At 32.4% G+C, this 17,356-nt stretch carries 18 protein-coding genes; 2 read left to right on the plus strand and 16 right to left on the minus strand.

From position 1 onward, the window contains the following. Positions 1-423: 423 nt before the first annotated feature. From serB to ACHRVZ_RS20995, 5 genes are all read right to left on the minus strand, one after another. Complete coding sequence (serB, locus tag ACHRVZ_RS20975; protein WP_395424979.1) at positions 424-1,653, minus strand: phosphoserine phosphatase SerB; 1,230 nt, start codon at positions 1,651-1,653, stop codon at positions 424-426. 162 nt (positions 1,654-1,815) lie between these two features. Further along, positions 1,816-2,250 carry a VOC family protein gene (locus ACHRVZ_RS20980; RefSeq protein ID WP_395424980.1) on the minus strand — a complete coding sequence of 145 codons (435 nt, stop codon included), beginning with the start codon at positions 2,248-2,250 and terminating at the stop codon, positions 1,816-1,818. A gap of 50 nt (positions 2,251-2,300) precedes the next feature. Continuing rightward, the gene (locus ACHRVZ_RS20985) at positions 2,301-2,738 is read right to left on the minus strand and encodes an SRPBCC domain-containing protein (protein ID WP_395424981.1); all 438 of its coding nucleotides are present in this window, start codon (positions 2,736-2,738) and stop codon (positions 2,301-2,303) included. 2 nt (positions 2,739-2,740) lie between these two features. Then, positions 2,741-3,148, minus strand: a complete 408-nt coding sequence (locus ACHRVZ_RS20990) for a VOC family protein (RefSeq protein ID WP_395424982.1) — start codon at positions 3,146-3,148, stop codon at positions 2,741-2,743. 88 nt (positions 3,149-3,236) lie between these two features. After that, positions 3,237-3,641 (minus strand): SRPBCC family protein, encoded by a 405-nt coding sequence (locus ACHRVZ_RS20995; protein WP_395424983.1) that lies wholly within the window; start codon positions 3,639-3,641, stop codon positions 3,237-3,239. A gap of 169 nt (positions 3,642-3,810) precedes the next feature. Between ACHRVZ_RS20995 and ACHRVZ_RS21000 the strand changes: the two genes are divergently transcribed. After that, positions 3,811-4,776: a GlxA family transcriptional regulator gene (locus ACHRVZ_RS21000; RefSeq protein WP_395424984.1), complete on the plus strand. Its 966-nt coding sequence runs from the start codon at positions 3,811-3,813 to the stop codon at positions 4,774-4,776. 16 nt (positions 4,777-4,792) lie between these two features. Here ACHRVZ_RS21000 and ACHRVZ_RS21005 read toward each other — a convergent pair whose 3' ends face one another. From ACHRVZ_RS21005 to ACHRVZ_RS21040, 8 genes are all read right to left on the minus strand, one after another. Continuing rightward, positions 4,793-5,428, minus strand: coding sequence for a murein L,D-transpeptidase catalytic domain-containing protein (locus ACHRVZ_RS21005; RefSeq protein ID WP_395424985.1), 636 nt, complete (start codon positions 5,426-5,428; stop codon positions 4,793-4,795). Between the two features lie 196 nt (positions 5,429-5,624). Continuing rightward, positions 5,625-6,074 (minus strand): hypothetical protein, encoded by a 450-nt coding sequence (locus ACHRVZ_RS21010; protein ID WP_395424986.1) that lies wholly within the window; start codon positions 6,072-6,074, stop codon positions 5,625-5,627. A 155-nt stretch (positions 6,075-6,229) separates the two neighbouring features. Further along, the gene (locus ACHRVZ_RS21015; protein WP_395424987.1) at positions 6,230-6,817 is read right to left on the minus strand and encodes a hypothetical protein; all 588 of its coding nucleotides are present in this window, start codon (positions 6,815-6,817) and stop codon (positions 6,230-6,232) included. A 161-nt stretch (positions 6,818-6,978) separates the two neighbouring features. Continuing rightward, a complete protein-coding gene (clpX, locus tag ACHRVZ_RS21020) occupies positions 6,979-8,211 on the minus strand; it encodes an ATP-dependent Clp protease ATP-binding subunit ClpX (protein ID WP_395424988.1) in 1,233 nt (410 codons plus the stop codon). A gap of 185 nt (positions 8,212-8,396) precedes the next feature. Next, positions 8,397-9,071: an ATP-dependent Clp endopeptidase proteolytic subunit ClpP gene (gene clpP, locus ACHRVZ_RS21025; RefSeq protein WP_041517620.1), complete on the minus strand. Its 675-nt coding sequence runs from the start codon at positions 9,069-9,071 to the stop codon at positions 8,397-8,399. Between the two features lie 226 nt (positions 9,072-9,297). After that, positions 9,298-10,620, minus strand: a complete 1,323-nt coding sequence (locus tag ACHRVZ_RS21030) for a trigger factor (RefSeq protein WP_395424989.1) — start codon at positions 10,618-10,620, stop codon at positions 9,298-9,300. A 117-nt stretch (positions 10,621-10,737) separates the two neighbouring features. Further along, positions 10,738-11,082 (minus strand): phage holin family protein, encoded by a 345-nt coding sequence (locus ACHRVZ_RS21035; RefSeq protein ID WP_395424990.1) that lies wholly within the window; start codon positions 11,080-11,082, stop codon positions 10,738-10,740. Between the two features lie 50 nt (positions 11,083-11,132). Continuing rightward, positions 11,133-11,897, minus strand: coding sequence for an alpha/beta fold hydrolase (locus ACHRVZ_RS21040; protein WP_395424991.1), 765 nt, complete (start codon positions 11,895-11,897; stop codon positions 11,133-11,135). Between the two features lie 222 nt (positions 11,898-12,119). On the opposite strand from ACHRVZ_RS21040, the gene ACHRVZ_RS21045 reads away from it, so the two are divergent. Beyond that, complete coding sequence (locus ACHRVZ_RS21045; RefSeq protein ID WP_395424992.1) at positions 12,120-13,376, plus strand: hypothetical protein; 1,257 nt, start codon at positions 12,120-12,122, stop codon at positions 13,374-13,376. Between the two features lie 50 nt (positions 13,377-13,426). Here ACHRVZ_RS21045 and ACHRVZ_RS21050 read toward each other — a convergent pair whose 3' ends face one another. From ACHRVZ_RS21050 to ACHRVZ_RS21060, 3 genes are all read right to left on the minus strand, one after another. After that, complete coding sequence (locus ACHRVZ_RS21050) at positions 13,427-14,278, minus strand: DUF4249 domain-containing protein (RefSeq protein WP_395424993.1); 852 nt, start codon at positions 14,276-14,278, stop codon at positions 13,427-13,429. A 3-nt stretch (positions 14,279-14,281) separates the two neighbouring features. Then, positions 14,282-16,558: a TonB-dependent receptor plug domain-containing protein gene (locus ACHRVZ_RS21055; RefSeq protein WP_395424994.1), complete on the minus strand. Its 2,277-nt coding sequence runs from the start codon at positions 16,556-16,558 to the stop codon at positions 14,282-14,284. 81 nt (positions 16,559-16,639) lie between these two features. Beyond that, the gene (locus ACHRVZ_RS21060; RefSeq protein WP_395424995.1) at positions 16,640-17,353 is read right to left on the minus strand and encodes a pyridoxine 5'-phosphate synthase; all 714 of its coding nucleotides are present in this window, start codon (positions 17,351-17,353) and stop codon (positions 16,640-16,642) included. Positions 17,354-17,356 lie beyond the last annotated feature (3 nt).

Raw genomic sequence — 17,356 nt, forward strand, 5'->3', positions numbered from 1 at the left:
TCAAAACTATATTTACAAAAGATAAATCTACACTTTTGAATTGCCTTTTCTCTTAAAATGCTAATTCCACTAGAGTGCATGAGGGATAGAAGTGAAAATCCTTTTGTGCCGGGGTTCGGCACAAAAGATTGAAATGAATAGCCCGACCTGGAGGGACATGCCCATAAAAAAACCTAAGCTTTTATTAAAAGCTTAGGTTTTGTATTTTTATTAAGTTCTGTATGTCATTTCGACGTAAGGAGAAATCACACCCGGGATTCGACAAAGATTGACAACATTCTGTGCGGAATTACTAGTGCGATTTCTCCTTCGTCGAAATGACAAAACTGTGTCAAATCTTTAATTTTATTTATTTTGATTTCGAGCTTCTTGCAAAGATCCCTCGTTCCTCGGGATGACAAAAATGTCTTAAATATAATCTTATTACATCATATCAATATATCGATCGTGGTATCCTAAAAGATATAAAACTCCATCAAGTCCTAAACTCGAAATTGAGGTTGAGGCACTTTCTTTTACTTTTGGTTTTGCGTGGAAAGCGATTCCTAAACCTGCTAAATTTAACATTGGTAAATCGTTGGCCCCGTCACCAACCGCAATAGTTTGGTTGATGTGAATTCCTTCTTTTTCGGCAATTGCTGTTAGGTATTCGGCTTTCTTTTGTCCGTCTACAATATCACCCAAATATTTACCGGTTAATTTACCGTCTTTTATTTCTAATTGATTGGCGTGAACATAATCGATACCCAATTCTTTTTGCAGATATTCTCCAAAATAAGTGAATCCTCCAGAAAGAATAGCGGTTTTATATCCGTAATATTTTAAGGCTTTCATCAAACGATGTGCACCTTTTGTAATTGGTAAATTGATGGCAACATTTTGCAAAACATCTTCGCTCAAACCTTCAAGCAGCGCCATGCGCTGTTTGAAACTTTCGTTGAAATCTATTTCGCCGTTCATTGCAGATTCTGTGATGGCGCGAACTTGTTCTCCTACTCCATTTAGTTCTGCCAGTTCATCGATAACTTCAGTTTGAATTAACGTTGAATCCATATCGAAGCAAACCAAACGTCTGTTTCTTCTATAAATATTATCTTCCTGAAACGATATATCAACATTTAAGGTTCTTGAAATTTCCATGAAACTTGCTGTCATAGCAATTTTATCTACAACATCTCCTGTTAGGGATAATTGTATACAAGAACGAGGATATTCTTCTTCTTCGACAACAGATGTTCTACCTGTTAATCTTATAATAGAAACGATATTTAAGTTTTGATCTGACAATAATTTAGCTACTGCTGCCAATTGAGAAGCGGCTAACTTTTCGCCTAAAATATTTACGATATAGCGTTGTTTCGATTGTGTTTTTACCCACTTTTCGTAATCATCGATAGAAATTGGAATAAACTTAACCTTAACTTCTAATTCGTACGCTTTAAACAATAAATCTTTTAGAACCGGTCCCGAAGTTGAACCTGCTTGAATTTCGAATAAAATTCCTAAAGAAAGTGTATCATGAATATCGGCTTGTCCTATATCCAAAATTATAGCATCGTAAGTAGCTAATACTGCTGTTAAACCAGCTGTAACTCCTGGTTTATCATGACCTGAAACTTTTAATAAAATAATCTCTTTATCTTCTGCTGCCATTTTATCTTTATTGTTTTTAAGAAGCGACAAAAATCGGCAATCTATCGTTGATAAAAAAGAATATTGTTCGTTTTTTTGAAAAGAAAAAGCACATAAAAATGTGCTTTTTCAAATAATTTAACAATTATGTTTCACTATTGCAATAACATAACTTTTTGATTCTTACCCCGGCTGATTTTCATCAAAATTAACCATCCAGCTTACGCCAAATTTGTCTTTGAACATTCCGAAATAAGCTCCCCAAAACGTTTTATTCATTGCCATAAAAACAGTTCCGTTTACTGAAAGTCCGTTAAAAATTCTATCTGCTTCTGCCGCACTCTCTACATTTATCGAAATTGAAAAGTTTCCTCCAAAAGCTACATCTCCTGATTGCTCGTTACTATCACTTCCCATTAAAATAGTATTTCCAATTGGTAATGAAACGTGCATTACTCTATTAGCATCTTTCTCTGATACTTGAGCGCAGCCTTCTTCTGCAGGCATATCTTTAAATTTTCCGATGTAAGGGAACTCACCTCCAAAAACTGATTTGTAAAACAAAAATGCTTCTTCGCAATTTCCGTTAAAAATTAAATAAGGATTTACTGTTGTCATGATATTTTATTTTTGTTGTTTGTTTTTATTTTTATTATTGATGTTTTTTTTTATTTTTCTGATAATTCTTTTACCTTTTCTAATCCTTTCGGGAAAGCTTCTTTAAAATAATCGATGTATTTTTCGACCACATCAACCTGAGCTGTCAAATCTGTAAACTCGTCGTCTTGAGTGAGTCGATAGGTTTCCATTGCGCCGGTCCATTTTTTGGTTTCGTCGTCAAGGGGTAATTCTTTAAAATCTTTTATTTCTCCTAAGTGCTTAAAAGCCATATACTCCTTTGGCGTTTTCGTTTCAATAATACTATTCATTCCGTCTCCATTTGGAGAAAGAAAATGTATTTTATCACCTTCATTCCAATCACTTATCGCATATGAACCTTCGCAGAATGTTCCTGACCATTCTCTATATGTTTCGTCGTTCCATAAAACATCCCAAACTCGTTGAGCAGGAGATTTTATTCTTACTTTAAATTCCAACGTTTCCATAATTAAGATAATTTACTAAAATCCATAAATAAAACATTCCAGCGATGACCATCTAAATCTGCAAAACCACAACCATACATCCAACCTTGACTTTCGGCTGGAGGAGCAAAAACATTTCCACCGGCTTCTTTGATTTTTCTAGCCAACTCGTCAACTTCCGCAATACTTTCCGCATCAATCGAAATCAGAACTTCTGAACTTGATTGTGTATCTGTCAGTTTGTTTTGAGAGAAACTGGCAAATAAAGATTCTTCAAAAAGCATTACTACAAATTTTCCTTCACCCACCACCATACAAGTAGAACTTGGCGTGTCATGTTCTTCATTAAAAGAGAAACCTATTTTCGAAAAAAAAGCTTTTGATTTTGCCACCTCTTTCACCGGCAAATTCAGCCAAATTTGTTTTGTCATTTTTTGATATTTTAAGTTATTTCACCATATAAGTCACATAAAAACACTTTGAACTTTTGTCACTTTGCCTCTATGAACCTAAAAAAAACTAATTCGCTTCTGCGTAATTTTTAAAATTATCCAAAATTGCTTGCCAACCTTGTTGCTGGAAATTTTCCGGATTTTGTGTCTCAGGATCGAATTTCTGAATCAATTCAATTCCGTTTGGAGTTTCTGCAAAACTGATTTCAACCTTTCTTCCATCTTCCAAAACATATTCAATTGCTTTGTTTTTCTCTACCAAGGTATATTCACCTCCAAAATCAAAACTCATGCTGCCATCTTTTGCAGCCATAGTAGACGAAAATTTCCCGCCTTCTCTCAAATCATTTTCAGCATGAGGCGTATGCCATTCCGGAGAAGCAAAACTCCACTTAGTAATATGTTCAGGCAATGTCCAAAAATCCCAAACTTTATCTATTGATGCGTTAATCTTATTTTGTACTGTTATCATTATGTTTCTATTAAAATTGCACTTAGTTCTTTATAAAATTACAAATTATTTAAAGCAAATTTAAAATATTACAATAAGCTTTGAGATACATTAAAAGTCATTTTTAGGGGCATTTAAGACAAAATACTTATTTTTGTATTGAATCATTTTCCAAAAAACCAAAAATATCATGAGTAAGAAAGTAGGTTTAATTGTACCCCATGACTATAAGTTATTAAGTATAGCCGCTATTTTAGAAGTTTTTGAAACGGCTAATAAAATCACTAAAGAAGATGGAAAACCTTTTCAAATTATGCTTTTCCAATCTGCTGAACAAATCAATGAGAAACGTTTATTTGGATATGAAGTAAACCCAATTGAAAATTCTAATGAAATTCTTGAACTCATTTTGATTCCCGCATTTACGACTGATAATATGAGCGAAATGATTGTGAAGAACAAAAACTTTATTCCGTGGCTGAAAAAGCAGCATCAATCTGGTGCCGAATTGGCAAGTTTCTGTACTGGTGCTTTTTTGTTTGCGGCTTCAGGATTGTTAAACGAAAAATTGGCCACAACGCACGTTGACGCTTGCAGTGCTTTTACAAAAGCTTTTCCGATGGTCAAATTAAAACCCGAAGAAACTTTAACCGCCGATGGCAGTTTATACACCAGCGGAGGCTCCACTTCAACTTTTCATTTGTTGATTCTTTTGGTGCAGAAATATTGTGGAAACGAGATTGCTGTTCAAATTGCCAAGATTTTCTCCATTGATTTAAACCGATACAAGCAGAGTTATTTCAGCACTTTTAGACCCAATCACTTGCACAACGACACTTTGGTTGCCATGTTACAGCAAAAAATTGAAAATCAATACAGCACTATCGAAAAATTAGAAGAAATCACAAAAGATATTCCCACAAGTGCAAGAAATATGACACGCCGATTTAAGCAAGTCACAGGAATTCCGCCAATTGAATATTTACAAAATGTTAGAGTCGAAAGTTCTAAGAAATATCTGGAGCAAACGCAACTTTCGATTTCTGAAATTATCGAAAAAACCGGATACAACGATCCAAAAGCTTTTAGAAAAGTATTTTATAAAATGGTTGGAATGAAACCTATAGAGTACAGAGAAAAGTTTAGAGTGCAGTAGTTTTAAGGAGCAGTAATTATGTTTTTATAATCCACATTAAAACTTTTTTATTCTGTTTTAAAAGTTCGTCAATTTCTTTCATGCTTTCATTTGAGACAGCTGGACAACCCCAACCTTCTGGTGTTCCATTTGGATAAACTTCATTATCTGAAATTGCGTCCCAGGAATGCAAAACTATAGCACGACTTCTGGCATTTGAGTTCGATTTATCTTTTCCCTGTAAAATATAATTGACTTTAATTCCCCATTGGCTTACACCTCGATCTAGAACAACAAATTTGCCAATAGAAGAGCAATGCGAATCAAATTCGTTGCTTATTGGCGCTTTCTCTTTTGACATTGTTGCACCCCATCTATTATCTCCGCAGCCATGACTTACTATATATGATTTGGAAATTTCATTCTGTTTAAAGTCATAAACAAAAAACCTTTTCAAACCCGAATGAACCCCTAAATCAATTAGAATAAATTGATCTTGATTGAGATTATTTCTTTGGCAGTATTGCTTGGCTTCTTTATAATAATTGCTGTAATTACTCTCAACACGAGATGTTTCTTTTGAAGTAATTTCTCTTTTAACTTCATGTTTAAAAACACCAGTTTCTTTATTTCCTTTAGAACAAGAAAATAGAAGTGAAATACAAGTTATCAAAAAAATTAATTTTTTTTTCATCATCATTTTTCTCGAATCTAAATTTTTTGAAACTTCAGTTATCATATTTTACGAAAAAGATTAGACATCAAATATATCCTTTTAAAAAAAAATAGCATTTAAATATTTTATGTACAAAAAACCTACTCAAATAAATGAATCGGTTTTGTAAATTAATCTTTGTCAAAATTCAAACCTATAAACAACCGCTACAACTATAATCTCCAATTTTTTCAACTAGAACCCATTTATTACCCTCTCTTTTCATTATGACAACAATTTGAGGTTTACTGCTATATACATAATTATCTATTGCAAATAAAAACATAATATATTTTTTGTTTTTATAATACATAGGTTCAGATAAAACAATAACATTTTCGACATCTTTTAGCAGTGGGTATTTTTCATAAAAAACATTTGTAAAAAGCTGCCTTCTGTTTCCTTCCACAAATTTATAAGTTGGAAAATCCTCGTTTTTCCAATATTTATTAATAGTATCAGTAGAATATTTTGAGTATAATTTTCTCCAATCCTTTTCATTAAACAAATCACTAGTATAATCTTTGACATTTGGATACACATTGTGTTTAGCTCCTTCTCCTCTATTAAAAATCCTTAAAGCCTGATTATTATTTTCTTTCATTCTTAGCATATAGTTTTTCTGGCTGGAAACATTTTCTAATTGTAAAAAAGTATTTATTGATTCATAACTTTTAAGATTACGAGTACTGTTGCAAGAGAAAATAAGAAATGAAATACAAGTTATCAAAAAAATTAAATATTTTTTCATCATCATTTTTATATTTCTGAATAAACTTGATTATTAAAAAAAGCATTAAACATCTTAAATTCATCTAAATATGAATCTTGAAAACTAATATCCTCCATTTTATAATTCAATATTTCTTTAGGAAATTTTGAATATAACAACTTCTTTTCAACAATGTTTTCTACTTCGAAAATCAAATCTTTCATTTTTCTCGAATCTAAATTTTCCTTTTCCAATTCTTCGAGTCTAGATTTCGAAATTATAATCTGTTGTGTATGAACTCTAGGCACAATTACATAATATGGAATTAAAAAACTCAAATGTAAAGTGATCGAACACAATTCTCCTCCTTCAACAACACTCAAAAGAAATGTATAACAACGATCTTCCCAATCTAATCTTGAAAAATCTTGAAAATCCTTTAAGACTAAATCTTTATCAAACTCTGCCTTTATACTATTTCGTAATTTCTGTTTTTCATCAGAATTAAAAAGATCTATTACTTTCTTTAATCTTTTATACTCCAAAGTTTCTAAATATAGCTCCTTTTGATTCCAGGGACATATATTTTTAGGATAATATAAATATGCTAAATTTTTTAAAACTTCAGTTATCATTTGTTGTCGTAAATAATTAAAAATCAAATATATTCTTTTAAACAAAGAAAGAAAAGTATTACTCAAAATATTAAACATAAAAAAACCTGCTCAAATAAATGAGCAGGTTTAGTATTTAATCATTGTCAAGGTTTAAAACCTCAACAAAGCTATTTCAAGATTTACGAAGCAATTTCCATACGCTTCAATAAATTTTTACTTAAAGTATGTTCCGCATAATCTCTATCGATTGTCAGAACTTTATCATCTGAGCTTGGTAATTCATACATTGCGTCTGTTAGGATAGCCTCACATAATGAACGTAATCCACGGGCGCCTAATTTGTATTCTAAAGCTTTATCAACTATAAAATCTAATGCTTCATCTGTAATATTAAATTCAACATCATCCATTAAGAATAATTTTTGATATTGTTTGATTAACGCATTTTTAGGTTGTGTCAAAATCGCACGCAATGTTTCTCTATCTAGAGGATCCATGTGTGTTAAAACTGGTAAACGACCAATAATCTCCGGAATCAATCCAAAATCTTTAATATCTTTTGGAATGATATATTGCAATAGATTGTCTTTGTCGATATTGTCCACATTTTTTGAAGTCGAATATCCAACTGCCTGACGGTTTAAACGTTTCGAAATAATACGTTCAACTCCATCAAAAGCTCCACCTGCAATAAACAAGATGTTTTGAGTATTTACCTCAACAAATTTCTGGTCCGGGTGTTTACGACCTCCTTTAGGCGGCACGTTTACAACTGTTCCTTCTAATAATTTCAATAATGCTTGTTGCACACCTTCACCAGAAACATCACGTGTTATTGATGGATTATCGCTCTTACGGGCAATTTTATCTATTTCATCAATAAAAACAATTCCTCTTTCAGCTTTGGTTACATCATAATCAGCAGCTTGTAGCAAACGTGTCAAAATACTTTCGACATCTTCACCCACATAACCTGCTTCTGTAAGTACTGTTGCATCAACGATAGCCAAGGGAACATCTAACATTTTTGCGATAGTTTTTGCTACCAATGTTTTTCCTGTTCCGGTTTGTCCCACCATGATGATGTTACTTTTTTCAATCTCAACTTCGTCGTCTAATTGCTGTTGCATTAAACGTTTGTAGTGATTGTAAACCGCAACCGACATTACTTTCTTTGTCTGATCCTGCCCAATAACATATTGATCTAAGAAAGCTCTAATTTCTTTTGGTTTCTTTAAAATTAAATCCCCAACAAGTTTAGCGCTTCCGCTAGATTTTAATTCTTCTAATACAATTCCGTGTGCCTGTTCAATACACTTATCACAGATATGTGCATTAATACCCGCAATCAATAAATTAGTTTCTGGCTTTTTTCTTCCACAAAACGAACATTCTAATACTACTTTAGCCATTCTTTTTTAGTTACTAAGCTGCAAAGCTACTAAGTTTTTGAGATTTATTACTAAAACCTCAAAAACTTAGTAACTTATTAACTTTTTATTTTTTTGTTTCAAGTTTAAAAAAATGGTTTCAAGTTTCAGGTTTCAAGTTAACAATCGCAACTTGAAACCTGAAACTTGAAACAGATAAACTTTTTTTAGCTTCTTCTCAAAACCTCATCAATCATTCCGTATTCTTTAGCTTCGTCAGCAATCATCCAATAATCGCGCTCACTATCTTTATGTACTTTATCAAAAGTTTGTCCTGAATGTTGAGAAATGATATTATATAATTCATCTTTCAATTTCAACATTTCACGTAAGTTGATCTCCATATCAGTTGCAACTCCTTGCGCTCCTCCTGATGGCTGGTGAATCATTACTCTTGAATGTGGTAAAGCCGAACGTTTTCCTGCTGCACCTGCACATAATAATACCGCTCCCATTGAAGCTGCCATACCTGTACAAATTGTCGCTACGTCAGGTTTGATATATTGCATTGTATCGTAAATTCCTAATCCTGCGTAAACGCTTCCGCCAGGAGAATTTAAATAAATTTGAATATCTTTTGATGCATCAGCACTTTCTAAAAACAGTAACTGAGCCTGAACGATATTAGCGATTTGATCGTCAATACCTGTTCCTAAAAAGATAATTCTATCCATCATTAATCTTGAAAACACATCTAATTGAGAAATATTCAACTGACGTTCTTCAATAATATATGGAGTCATATTGGTTGGATTCATTGCAGCTACGATTTTGTCATAGTACATTGCGTTTACTCCTTGGTGCTTTGTAGCAAATTTTTTAAATTCTTTACCGTAGTTCATATTTTAAGTGTTCTAAGTTTTACGTTCTATTGTATATTCTTCTATCAAAGGTTATACCTCTTTATAAAGGATGTCACTTTGTCTTATTTTTTGAAATTGTTTCAGGTTTCAAGTTTCAGGTTACTCTACGTTGCGCACAGAACTTGAATCCTGAAACTTGAAACAAAAAAAATGAGCGTCCAGAAATTTCTTTCCTGACGCTCAAATATACTTATTTTTTTAGAAATTATTCTCCGTAAGAAGCAGCAATAAATTCTTCATAAGTTACTTCTTTAGTTGTTGGATTTGCTTTTTCTTTAAACACTTCTAACAATTTTTCAGCAACTACTTGCTCAGAAAGTCTTTTTACTTCTTCTTGGTTAGATAAAACTCTAGCCACAATTCCTTGAACTTCTTCGTCAGTTGGATTTGTTTGTCCAAATTGAGCCATTTGTTGTTTGATAGCGTTTGTTGTAAAAGCTTTCAAATCTTCAAATGTAATTTGGATATTACTTTGTGCCATTGCTTTTCCTTCGATTAATTGAAAACGTAATCCTTTTTCAGATCTTGCGTATTCAACTTCAGCTTCTTCTGCAGAAAGTTTTTTCTCTCCAACAGTTTGCAACCATTTTTTAAGGAATTCAGACGGTAAATCAAATTTTGTGTTTTCGATCAAGAAATCCTGAACGTCCAACAATAATTTTTGGTCCGCTTGCTGTGCGAATTGAGCTTCAGCATCTTCTTTAATTTTAGCTTTCAAATCTTCTAATGAAGCTACTTTTCCTTCTCCAAAAAGTTTATCAAATAACTCTTGGTTTAATTCTGCCAATTCAGCTCCGTTGATAGCTTCGATAGTAAAGTTAACCTCTACATCTAAACCGTGAACATCATCATGAGATACTTTTAAGTAATCCATTAATTGGTGATCGTCTTCGAATAAACCTTTTGTACTTACTGTAACAACATCTCCAACTTTTTTACCGATGAATTTATCAGCAGCAGCTTTGTTGAATGTAGATACAGAAATTGTAGTTGTATTGTTGATTCCTTTTTCTTCGTTTGAGAAAGTTCCAGTTAAATCTGAATCAGCAGAAACCACTTCTTGTGGAATTGCTTTTCCAAATTGTTTTTGGATACGCTCTACTTGACCATCGATTAATTTATCATCAGCCGTTACGATATATTTTACGATATTATTTTTTGCTTCTAAATCAATTTCAAAGTTTGGAACTAAACCAATTTCGTATTCGAAAGTTAGTTCTTCAGCATCCCAATCAAAGTTTTCGTTTTCTTTAGCAAGAGGAGTTCCTAAAAGATTTAATCTTTCAGATTGAACAAAACGCTCTAAAGCCAAATCAACTACTTTCTTAACTTCTTCTTGCTTAATTGATTTTCCGTATTGTTTTTCAACAAGGTCCTTAGGAACTTGTCCTTTTCTAAAACCTTTAACGGTTGCCAATGGCATTTTTTCGTTTATTCTTTTTGCTACTTGACCTTTATAATCCATGTGAACAACGTTCAAAACTATCGTTTCGTTCACAGCGTCTATTGCTACTCTTTTAATATCCATCTTCTTCTTTAATTTACATAATAAAATTGGGTTGCAAAATTATAAAATTTTTGCAACCCAACCAAGTTTTTAATCTATTGTATTTGAAGACATTTAAAACATCTTTTTTATAACGATTTATTTATCGTCTCCCACAATTTTATAAGTAATAGACTGTAGTATAGACAATATAATACTGAATAATAGTGCTGTCCAAAATGAATCGACTGCAAAACCTCCAACAATATTAGTACACAACAAAATAATGATGGCATTAATAACCAGTAAAAACAAACCTAAAGTAACAACTGTTACCGGTAATGTTAAGATTACTAATATTGGTTTTATAAAAAGATTCAGCAATCCTAAAACAACTGCAACAATTATTGCTGTGGTAAAACTAGCCACATGTACACCTGACAGAAAATTAGCAATTAGTAATACCAGCGCTGCAGTAACAAGAAGTCTAAGTAATAGTTTCATATTTTTTGAATTAAAGTTTTAATAAAAGTAATAAAATTTCAGCAAACTAATTACTGCTTTAAAAACTCAGTAGTCAATTCAAAAAACATCTTAGGATTTTCGGCATGAAGCCAATGTCCTGCGTTTGGAATTGTTTCAAATTTAGCTTTTGGAAAATGTTGGCGAATTGCATCAAAATCCGAATCTAAAATATAACCTGATGCTCCGCCCCTAATAAACAAGGTTGGTTTATCAAAAACCAAATCATCAGCCAAAGCTTTTCCAATAGCCTCCAGATTATTATTAAAAACAGCCAGATTAAATCGGAATGCTAATTGTCCCGGCTCTTTCCAATAAAGATTTTTTAGTAAAAACTGTCTTGTTCCAAAATCCGAAACATATTGCGCCACTATTGCTTCAACATCATTTCGACTTGGTTTAACCGAAAAATCGACTGCATTTAAACCTGCCAAAATATCCTGATGATGTTGTTTGTAAAATTTAGGACCAATATCAGCCACAATTAATTTGTCTACAATTTCAGGATGTGTGGTTGCAAAAAGCATTGCCACTTTTCCGCCCATTGAATGTCCTAAAATATCAATCTTTGACAATTGATTTTCCTGACAATATTCAAATACATCTTGTACCATTGCTTCATAAGACCACTCATCTGAATGAAAACTGCGTCCATGATTACGTAAATCTAAAATATGAACTTGAAATCCGGCTTCTACATATTGTCCTGCAAGTGTTTTCCAGTTATCAGACATGCCAAGAAACCCGTGCATGATGATAAATGGTTTTCCTTCACCTTCTATTTTTGAGTATAACATCTAAACTTTAATTTTTGAAATATAATACAAAGGTAAAAAACTAATCTATCAATCTCTAACAGAACAACTTCTATAAAATCATTTTTAAAAGTAAATTTTAACACATAAAAAATTACGGCTTTACGGTTTTACGTAATGGCGTTTCAATCGTAAAATGTATCTTGCAACTCAAAATTAAGTAAGAAAAAACCTTATTTTATTCATTTAATTAAATCTATAACCATGATTAAAAAATTTGTATTATTATCTTTAGTTGTATCGCAACTTACAATCTCATGTTCAAGCGACGACAGCTCTGAAACTACAAAGGAAACTTTATCGGAGCAAATTGCAAACATCGTTAAACAACCTTACTCTAAATTATCTCCGGCAGACCAAAAAATCAAATTAGAAGCTGAAGCTAATGAAATGTTAACTCAATTAGACAAATCGAAAAGTTCAAGTGCGATTGAAGCTATAGAAAACTTAAACAGATTATTAGATCTAAACCAAGTCGACATTTTTAGCGGAAAAAATGACAATAAAGTTGAGGACATCTTAAACATTTCTGGAGTTTATGGTATATATACTTGGAATAACACTTCAAAAATTTGGGTTAAAACAGCTTCAACTACAGAATTGAAATTTGTTTTCCCTGCTAAATCAACGCAAACTGCAAATAATGCAATACTTTCTGCAAAAGGAGTTTCTTCTGATGTTAAAGTTAAATATTATGACAGCTACGTTTATTCGCCTAATGGAGGGAAAGACATATATGACTCAATTTTTCTTCCTACGTCATCAGATGCTGTTTTAACAATAGACGACAAACAATCAGCAACGTTTACACAAACAGCTAAGTATTCTAACAAAAATGTATCGCCGGATGAGTTTGCATACAAAATGGTACTTAACGATGGTTATACTTGGGAAATGAGTGGTAAAAAAGGCGTTGAAAATACTTCAAAAGCTATTTTTACTTACAACGGAAAATCTTTAGTTGATTTTAATGCTGGAAGCAATGCAAACATCGATGCTTTGATTGATAATGATGCACTTGTTCAATACAGAGGAAAAGCAAATGGATTAATCCAATTAATGGACAATTTTGTTATTGTTGCTGATATGGATTTAGCTACTGCTGCCGCTGATGAAGCTGCATTAGAAAAATCTGTAGTTCGCCCTACTAACTATAACTCTCCAACTTATGCTGCTGACTTAAGTAATTATTACAAAAAAACAACAGAAGGCGAAGTTGCTAGTTTCAATAAAAACATGAAGTTAATTTTAGTTTCTAAAAAAGACGGAACTAAAATCGCAGATATTGTTCAGTATGCAGAAAAAGAAGGAAATTCAGGATCTTCAGTTCAGTATTACAATTCAGTAAATTATTTAAAATTCAGCGATAAAACTGAGGTAGAAATGAGCGCTTATTTCTCTGAAGGTTTTGACAAGTTAGAAACTAAATTTGATGATTTCGTAAAAGCATTCAACAAATAATAGCTTTTAAAATTACAGCTAAAGCCGATTTGAAATAATTCAAATCGGCTTTATTTTTTTGCAGGCGTTTTTACAATCAGAGTACTTTGTCCGTATCCTGCCCAAATACCAATTCCGCCATTTATATTCGATTTTAAACTTGTATTTGATGGATATATAGGATTTTTACTGTTTACAATTTCGTTTTGCCAGCTGTTCCAGAAATCCAATGCATCTTTATTCTGGGTTCTTAATTTTACATGAATCAAATCTCCGTCAGCAAAATAAGGCGTAAATTTAGTTTTAGGAAACAACAAAACACCTCTGTTTATTTGCAACGATATTGAAGTTGTCTCAAAATTTTTATCATCTAAATTTCCATAAAATGACAGAACAAAAATAGGCTCCTCTCCATCAATTTTTGTTGCGATCTGATAGTAGTTTTTTTCGTTTAAAGGATCATCAAATTTTACAAAAACATAACCAGTTGTATCTGTTTCTACCTTTTTTATATACTCCGCACTTTTTAATTGGACCGATTTAGGAATTCTTGTTACAGCTTGTACTACACGATTCAAATATTCAATTTTAAGCGAATATTCTTTTCCCGCTTCTCCTTTTAAATTAGTTCCAAAATAGACAAATGGTGGCACTCGGTTTTTATCATTTTTGACCTTTAAAACTTCTGAATTTTGTCCGTCAGAAATCGTGATTTTTGCAGATCTGATAACGTGATTCAAAACATTTGTCGAATCAATAACATCTGTAACCGGAATACTACTCGACAATAAAACCTGAGCATAATCACCTTCCTCAATCCAGCCTTCAACTACAATTTTAGATTCTATGCTTTTTTCAGCAAAATCATCTTTAGAACAACCCCATATTATTACAGCAAAAAGAAATAGTATATGTTTTTTCATCTTTTAAAATTTAAATCGCCAACTTATCGAAGGTAAAATCCGGTACAAAACCTTCTCTTCCTGTTTTACCACCACGCTGCTTTTATCTTTATTTACCTCTACATTTAGCACCACATAAATTGGATTCTCTAAATTGAAAGTATTGTAAATGGAAAAGTTCAAAGCGCTTTCTTTTTTATTTGTTTTTATAAAAAAGTAATTTACCGAAAGATCTGTTCTGATATAATTTGGCATTTGCGCATTATTATATTCTGAATATTCTTTGACGGGATTATTATTGATAAAATACCATGAAGTTGGCATTGTAAAACGATTTCCCGAACTGAATATCTGCGTAATACCAAAATTCCACTTCGGATTCAAATCGTACATACCAACCAGCGAAAGATTATGGCGACGGTCGTATTTTGCAAAATAAGTTTTCCCGTTATTCAGTTCGTCAAAATTTCGATCAGACCAACTCAAAGTATAACTTAGCCAACCGGTAAATTTTCCGTTATTTTTTCTCAGCATCATTTCAAATCCATACGCTTTTCCGTTCCCAACCAACAAATCGTTTTTCAGTGTTGTTGTTTCATTAAACTGCGTAATCCCATACGGATATTCAAGCAAATCTTTCATCGAACGGTAAAACCCTCCAATAGACGAACTAAAATTCCTTGAGATATTCTGATTTGAACCAATTGAAAATTCGTTTGAAGATTGTGGTTTTACGCCATCTGAACTGGCAATCCAAAAATCAGTCGGAATTCCAACACTCGAAGTCGTAATTAAACTTAAATATTGATATTGCTTATTATAGGAAGCATAAAATGAATATTTGTCATTTGGATAATAATTCAACATCACGCGAGGCTGAAAATGCAAATAAGAATTATTAGATCCTGAAGTATAATAATTAATCCTAAGGCCTAATTCGGCAATTAAATTATCAAATATTTTTGGTTTTGCTGTAGTAAAAACTGCCGCTTCATTTGAATAAATTATGCTGTTTTGCGAAGTATTATTAGAAGTCAGATTCTCAACATTTACTTTTTGCGGCTGTAAATCGTGATACACATATTGCAATCCAGATTCAAAAGGAATATTCCTGATCGAATAACGAAACGAATTTGTAAAGCCAAAATCCTTTACATAAGACGAAACTCCAAACTGAATTGTTGCCTGTTCCATATTTAGCTCATTAGAATACTGACTAAAATAAATCGAATTTGACATACTTACCGTAGGCGAAAGTGTCGTAATCAAACTTGGTGAAACGGTAAAATTACTCCAATTTAAACTGGTCCGTAAAGCAAGATTATCATCTATAATCTTCAATTTATCTCCGCTAATAAAAGCATCGATAGAAAATAAATTATTCTTTGAGATTTGGGACAGAAAGGTAAAATTTACATCTGAAAAACCATATTTCATATCCTGAACATCATTGTTTTTTGAACCGGATTTTAACAATGGCGCAACAATTTCATCAATATACGTTTTTCTTCCTGAAATATAAATTCCATTTTTCTCAGATATAGGAATTGCCAAATTCAATTGCGAAGCTAAAATCCCTACATTTCCCTGAACAGCAAATTCAGAAGGTAGTTTTTTATTTGGAATCAAAAGTGTTGTAGAACTTAATCGTCCGCCATATTTTGCATTTGAGCTTGATTTATCAAATTCGACCTCCTTAATATGATCCGCATTATAAAAAGGAAAAATACCCAATAAATGCGACATTCCATATACAGGAGTTCCGTCGTATAAAATAGCATTATGCCCGGGATCTCCACCTCGCACATATAAATAGCCGTTTGCATCTCCGGAATTCTGAACACCTGGAGTCAATTGTAAAAGTTTTATAATATCTGTAGTTCCCAACACAGTTGGAACTGCTGACAACTCTTTTAAATTGAAAGATAACTTACCTCCGGATAAAGTTGTAATGCCTCTTTTTTTATCATTAGATACAACAACTTCTTTTAAAAGTGAAATATCTTTTTCTAGTACAATAGAAATTATGGTATCCGTCACCAAATTAAAATTGATAGATTTTTTAAGAAAACCCAATTGATTAATGGTTATTCTAACTTGCCCTAAAGAAATATTTTGAGAGAAACCACCAATAGTGTCCGATACGGTGTAATAATGCTGATTATTATTTTCTAAAGAAACACTGGCACCAACCAGATTTTCATTTTCAGAAGATTTTATATTTCCGAGTATGTTGGCTTTAGATTGCGCAAATACATTGAAAAAACAAAGAAATAGAGATAGGGTTATTAATTTTGACACTTGGCTTTTAATAAGAAAAGTGCGAAAATACACAATTATAACCCAATTGTATCAGGTTATAATTGTTTAATTTCTTTAATATTACTTCAACTTATTTAAATACATATTCACTACATTTTCCAAACCAAGATAAAGCGCTTCTGCTATCAAAGCGTGGCCAATAGAAACTTCTAGTAAACCCGGAATATTTTGTTTAAAAAACTGAATATTATCCAGACTCAAATCGTGACCTGCATTGATACCTAAATCTAATTCGTTTGCCAATTTTGCAGCTTCAATATAAGGATCGATTCCGTTTTTATTTCCTAAACCATATTGATGCGCAAAAGCTTCTGTATACAATTCAATTCTATCTGTTCCTGTTTTTTTAGCTCCTTCGATGATTTCTAAAACCGGATCAACAAAAATCGAAGTTCTGATTCCGTTGCGCTGAAATTCCTGAATAACCTCAGTCAAATACGATTGATTTGCAATTGTATCCCAACCTGCTGACGATGTGATAGCTCCAATGGCATCCGGAACCAATGTTACCTGAGTCGGTTTACATTCTAAAACCAAATCGATAAAATTATGTTGCGGATTTCCTTCAATATTATATTCGGTGTGAACAATTGCTTTTAAATCGCGTGCATCCTGATAGCGAATGTGACGCTCGTCCGGACGCGGATGAATTGTGATTCCCTGGCCTCCAAAATTCTGAATGTCGGCAGCCACTTTTAGTAAATCAGGAACATTTCCGCCACGTGCATTTCGCAGGGTTGCAATTTTATTGATATTTACACTTAACTTTGTCATATA

Origin of the sequence: Flavobacterium sp. FlaQc-57, assembly GCF_044007395.1 — a bacterium.
Taxonomy (GTDB): Bacteria; Bacteroidota; Bacteroidia; order Flavobacteriales; family Flavobacteriaceae; genus Flavobacterium.

What these genes read in the sequence shown, in the direction of transcription:
- serB (WP_395424979.1), bottom strand. Translation starts at nt 1,653, where the DNA reads ATGGCAGCAGAAGATAAAGAGATTATTTTATTAAAAGTTTCAGGTCAT.
- ACHRVZ_RS20980 (WP_395424980.1), bottom strand. Translation starts at nt 2,250, where the DNA reads ATGACAACAGTAAATCCTTATTTAATTTTTAACGGAAATTGCGAAGAA.
- ACHRVZ_RS20985 (WP_395424981.1), bottom strand. Translation starts at nt 2,738, where the DNA reads ATGGAAACGTTGGAATTTAAAGTAAGAATAAAATCTCCTGCTCAACGA.
- ACHRVZ_RS20990 (WP_395424982.1), bottom strand. Translation starts at nt 3,148, where the DNA reads ATGACAAAACAAATTTGGCTGAATTTGCCGGTGAAAGAGGTGGCAAAA.
- ACHRVZ_RS20995 (WP_395424983.1), bottom strand. Translation starts at nt 3,641, where the DNA reads ATGATAACAGTACAAAATAAGATTAACGCATCAATAGATAAAGTTTGG.
- ACHRVZ_RS21000 (WP_395424984.1), top strand. Translation starts at nt 3,811, where the DNA reads ATGAGTAAGAAAGTAGGTTTAATTGTACCCCATGACTATAAGTTATTA.
- ACHRVZ_RS21010 (WP_395424986.1), bottom strand. Translation starts at nt 6,074, where the DNA reads ATGAAAGAAAATAATAATCAGGCTTTAAGGATTTTTAATAGAGGAGAA.
- ACHRVZ_RS21015 (WP_395424987.1), bottom strand. Translation starts at nt 6,817, where the DNA reads ATGATAACTGAAGTTTTAAAAAATTTAGCATATTTATATTATCCTAAA.
- clpX (WP_395424988.1), bottom strand. Translation starts at nt 8,211, where the DNA reads ATGGCTAAAGTAGTATTAGAATGTTCGTTTTGTGGAAGAAAAAAGCCA.
- clpP (WP_041517620.1), bottom strand. Translation starts at nt 9,071, where the DNA reads ATGAACTACGGTAAAGAATTTAAAAAATTTGCTACAAAGCACCAAGGA.
- ACHRVZ_RS21030 (WP_395424989.1), bottom strand. Translation starts at nt 10,620, where the DNA reads ATGGATATTAAAAGAGTAGCAATAGACGCTGTGAACGAAACGATAGTT.
- ACHRVZ_RS21035 (WP_395424990.1), bottom strand. Translation starts at nt 11,082, where the DNA reads ATGAAACTATTACTTAGACTTCTTGTTACTGCAGCGCTGGTATTACTA.
- ACHRVZ_RS21040 (WP_395424991.1), bottom strand. Translation starts at nt 11,897, where the DNA reads ATGTTATACTCAAAAATAGAAGGTGAAGGAAAACCATTTATCATCATG.
- ACHRVZ_RS21045 (WP_395424992.1), top strand. Translation starts at nt 12,120, where the DNA reads ATGATTAAAAAATTTGTATTATTATCTTTAGTTGTATCGCAACTTACA.
- ACHRVZ_RS21050 (WP_395424993.1), bottom strand. Translation starts at nt 14,278, where the DNA reads ATGAAAAAACATATACTATTTCTTTTTGCTGTAATAATATGGGGTTGT.
- ACHRVZ_RS21060 (WP_395424995.1), bottom strand. Translation starts at nt 17,353, where the DNA reads ATGACAAAGTTAAGTGTAAATATCAATAAAATTGCAACCCTGCGAAAT.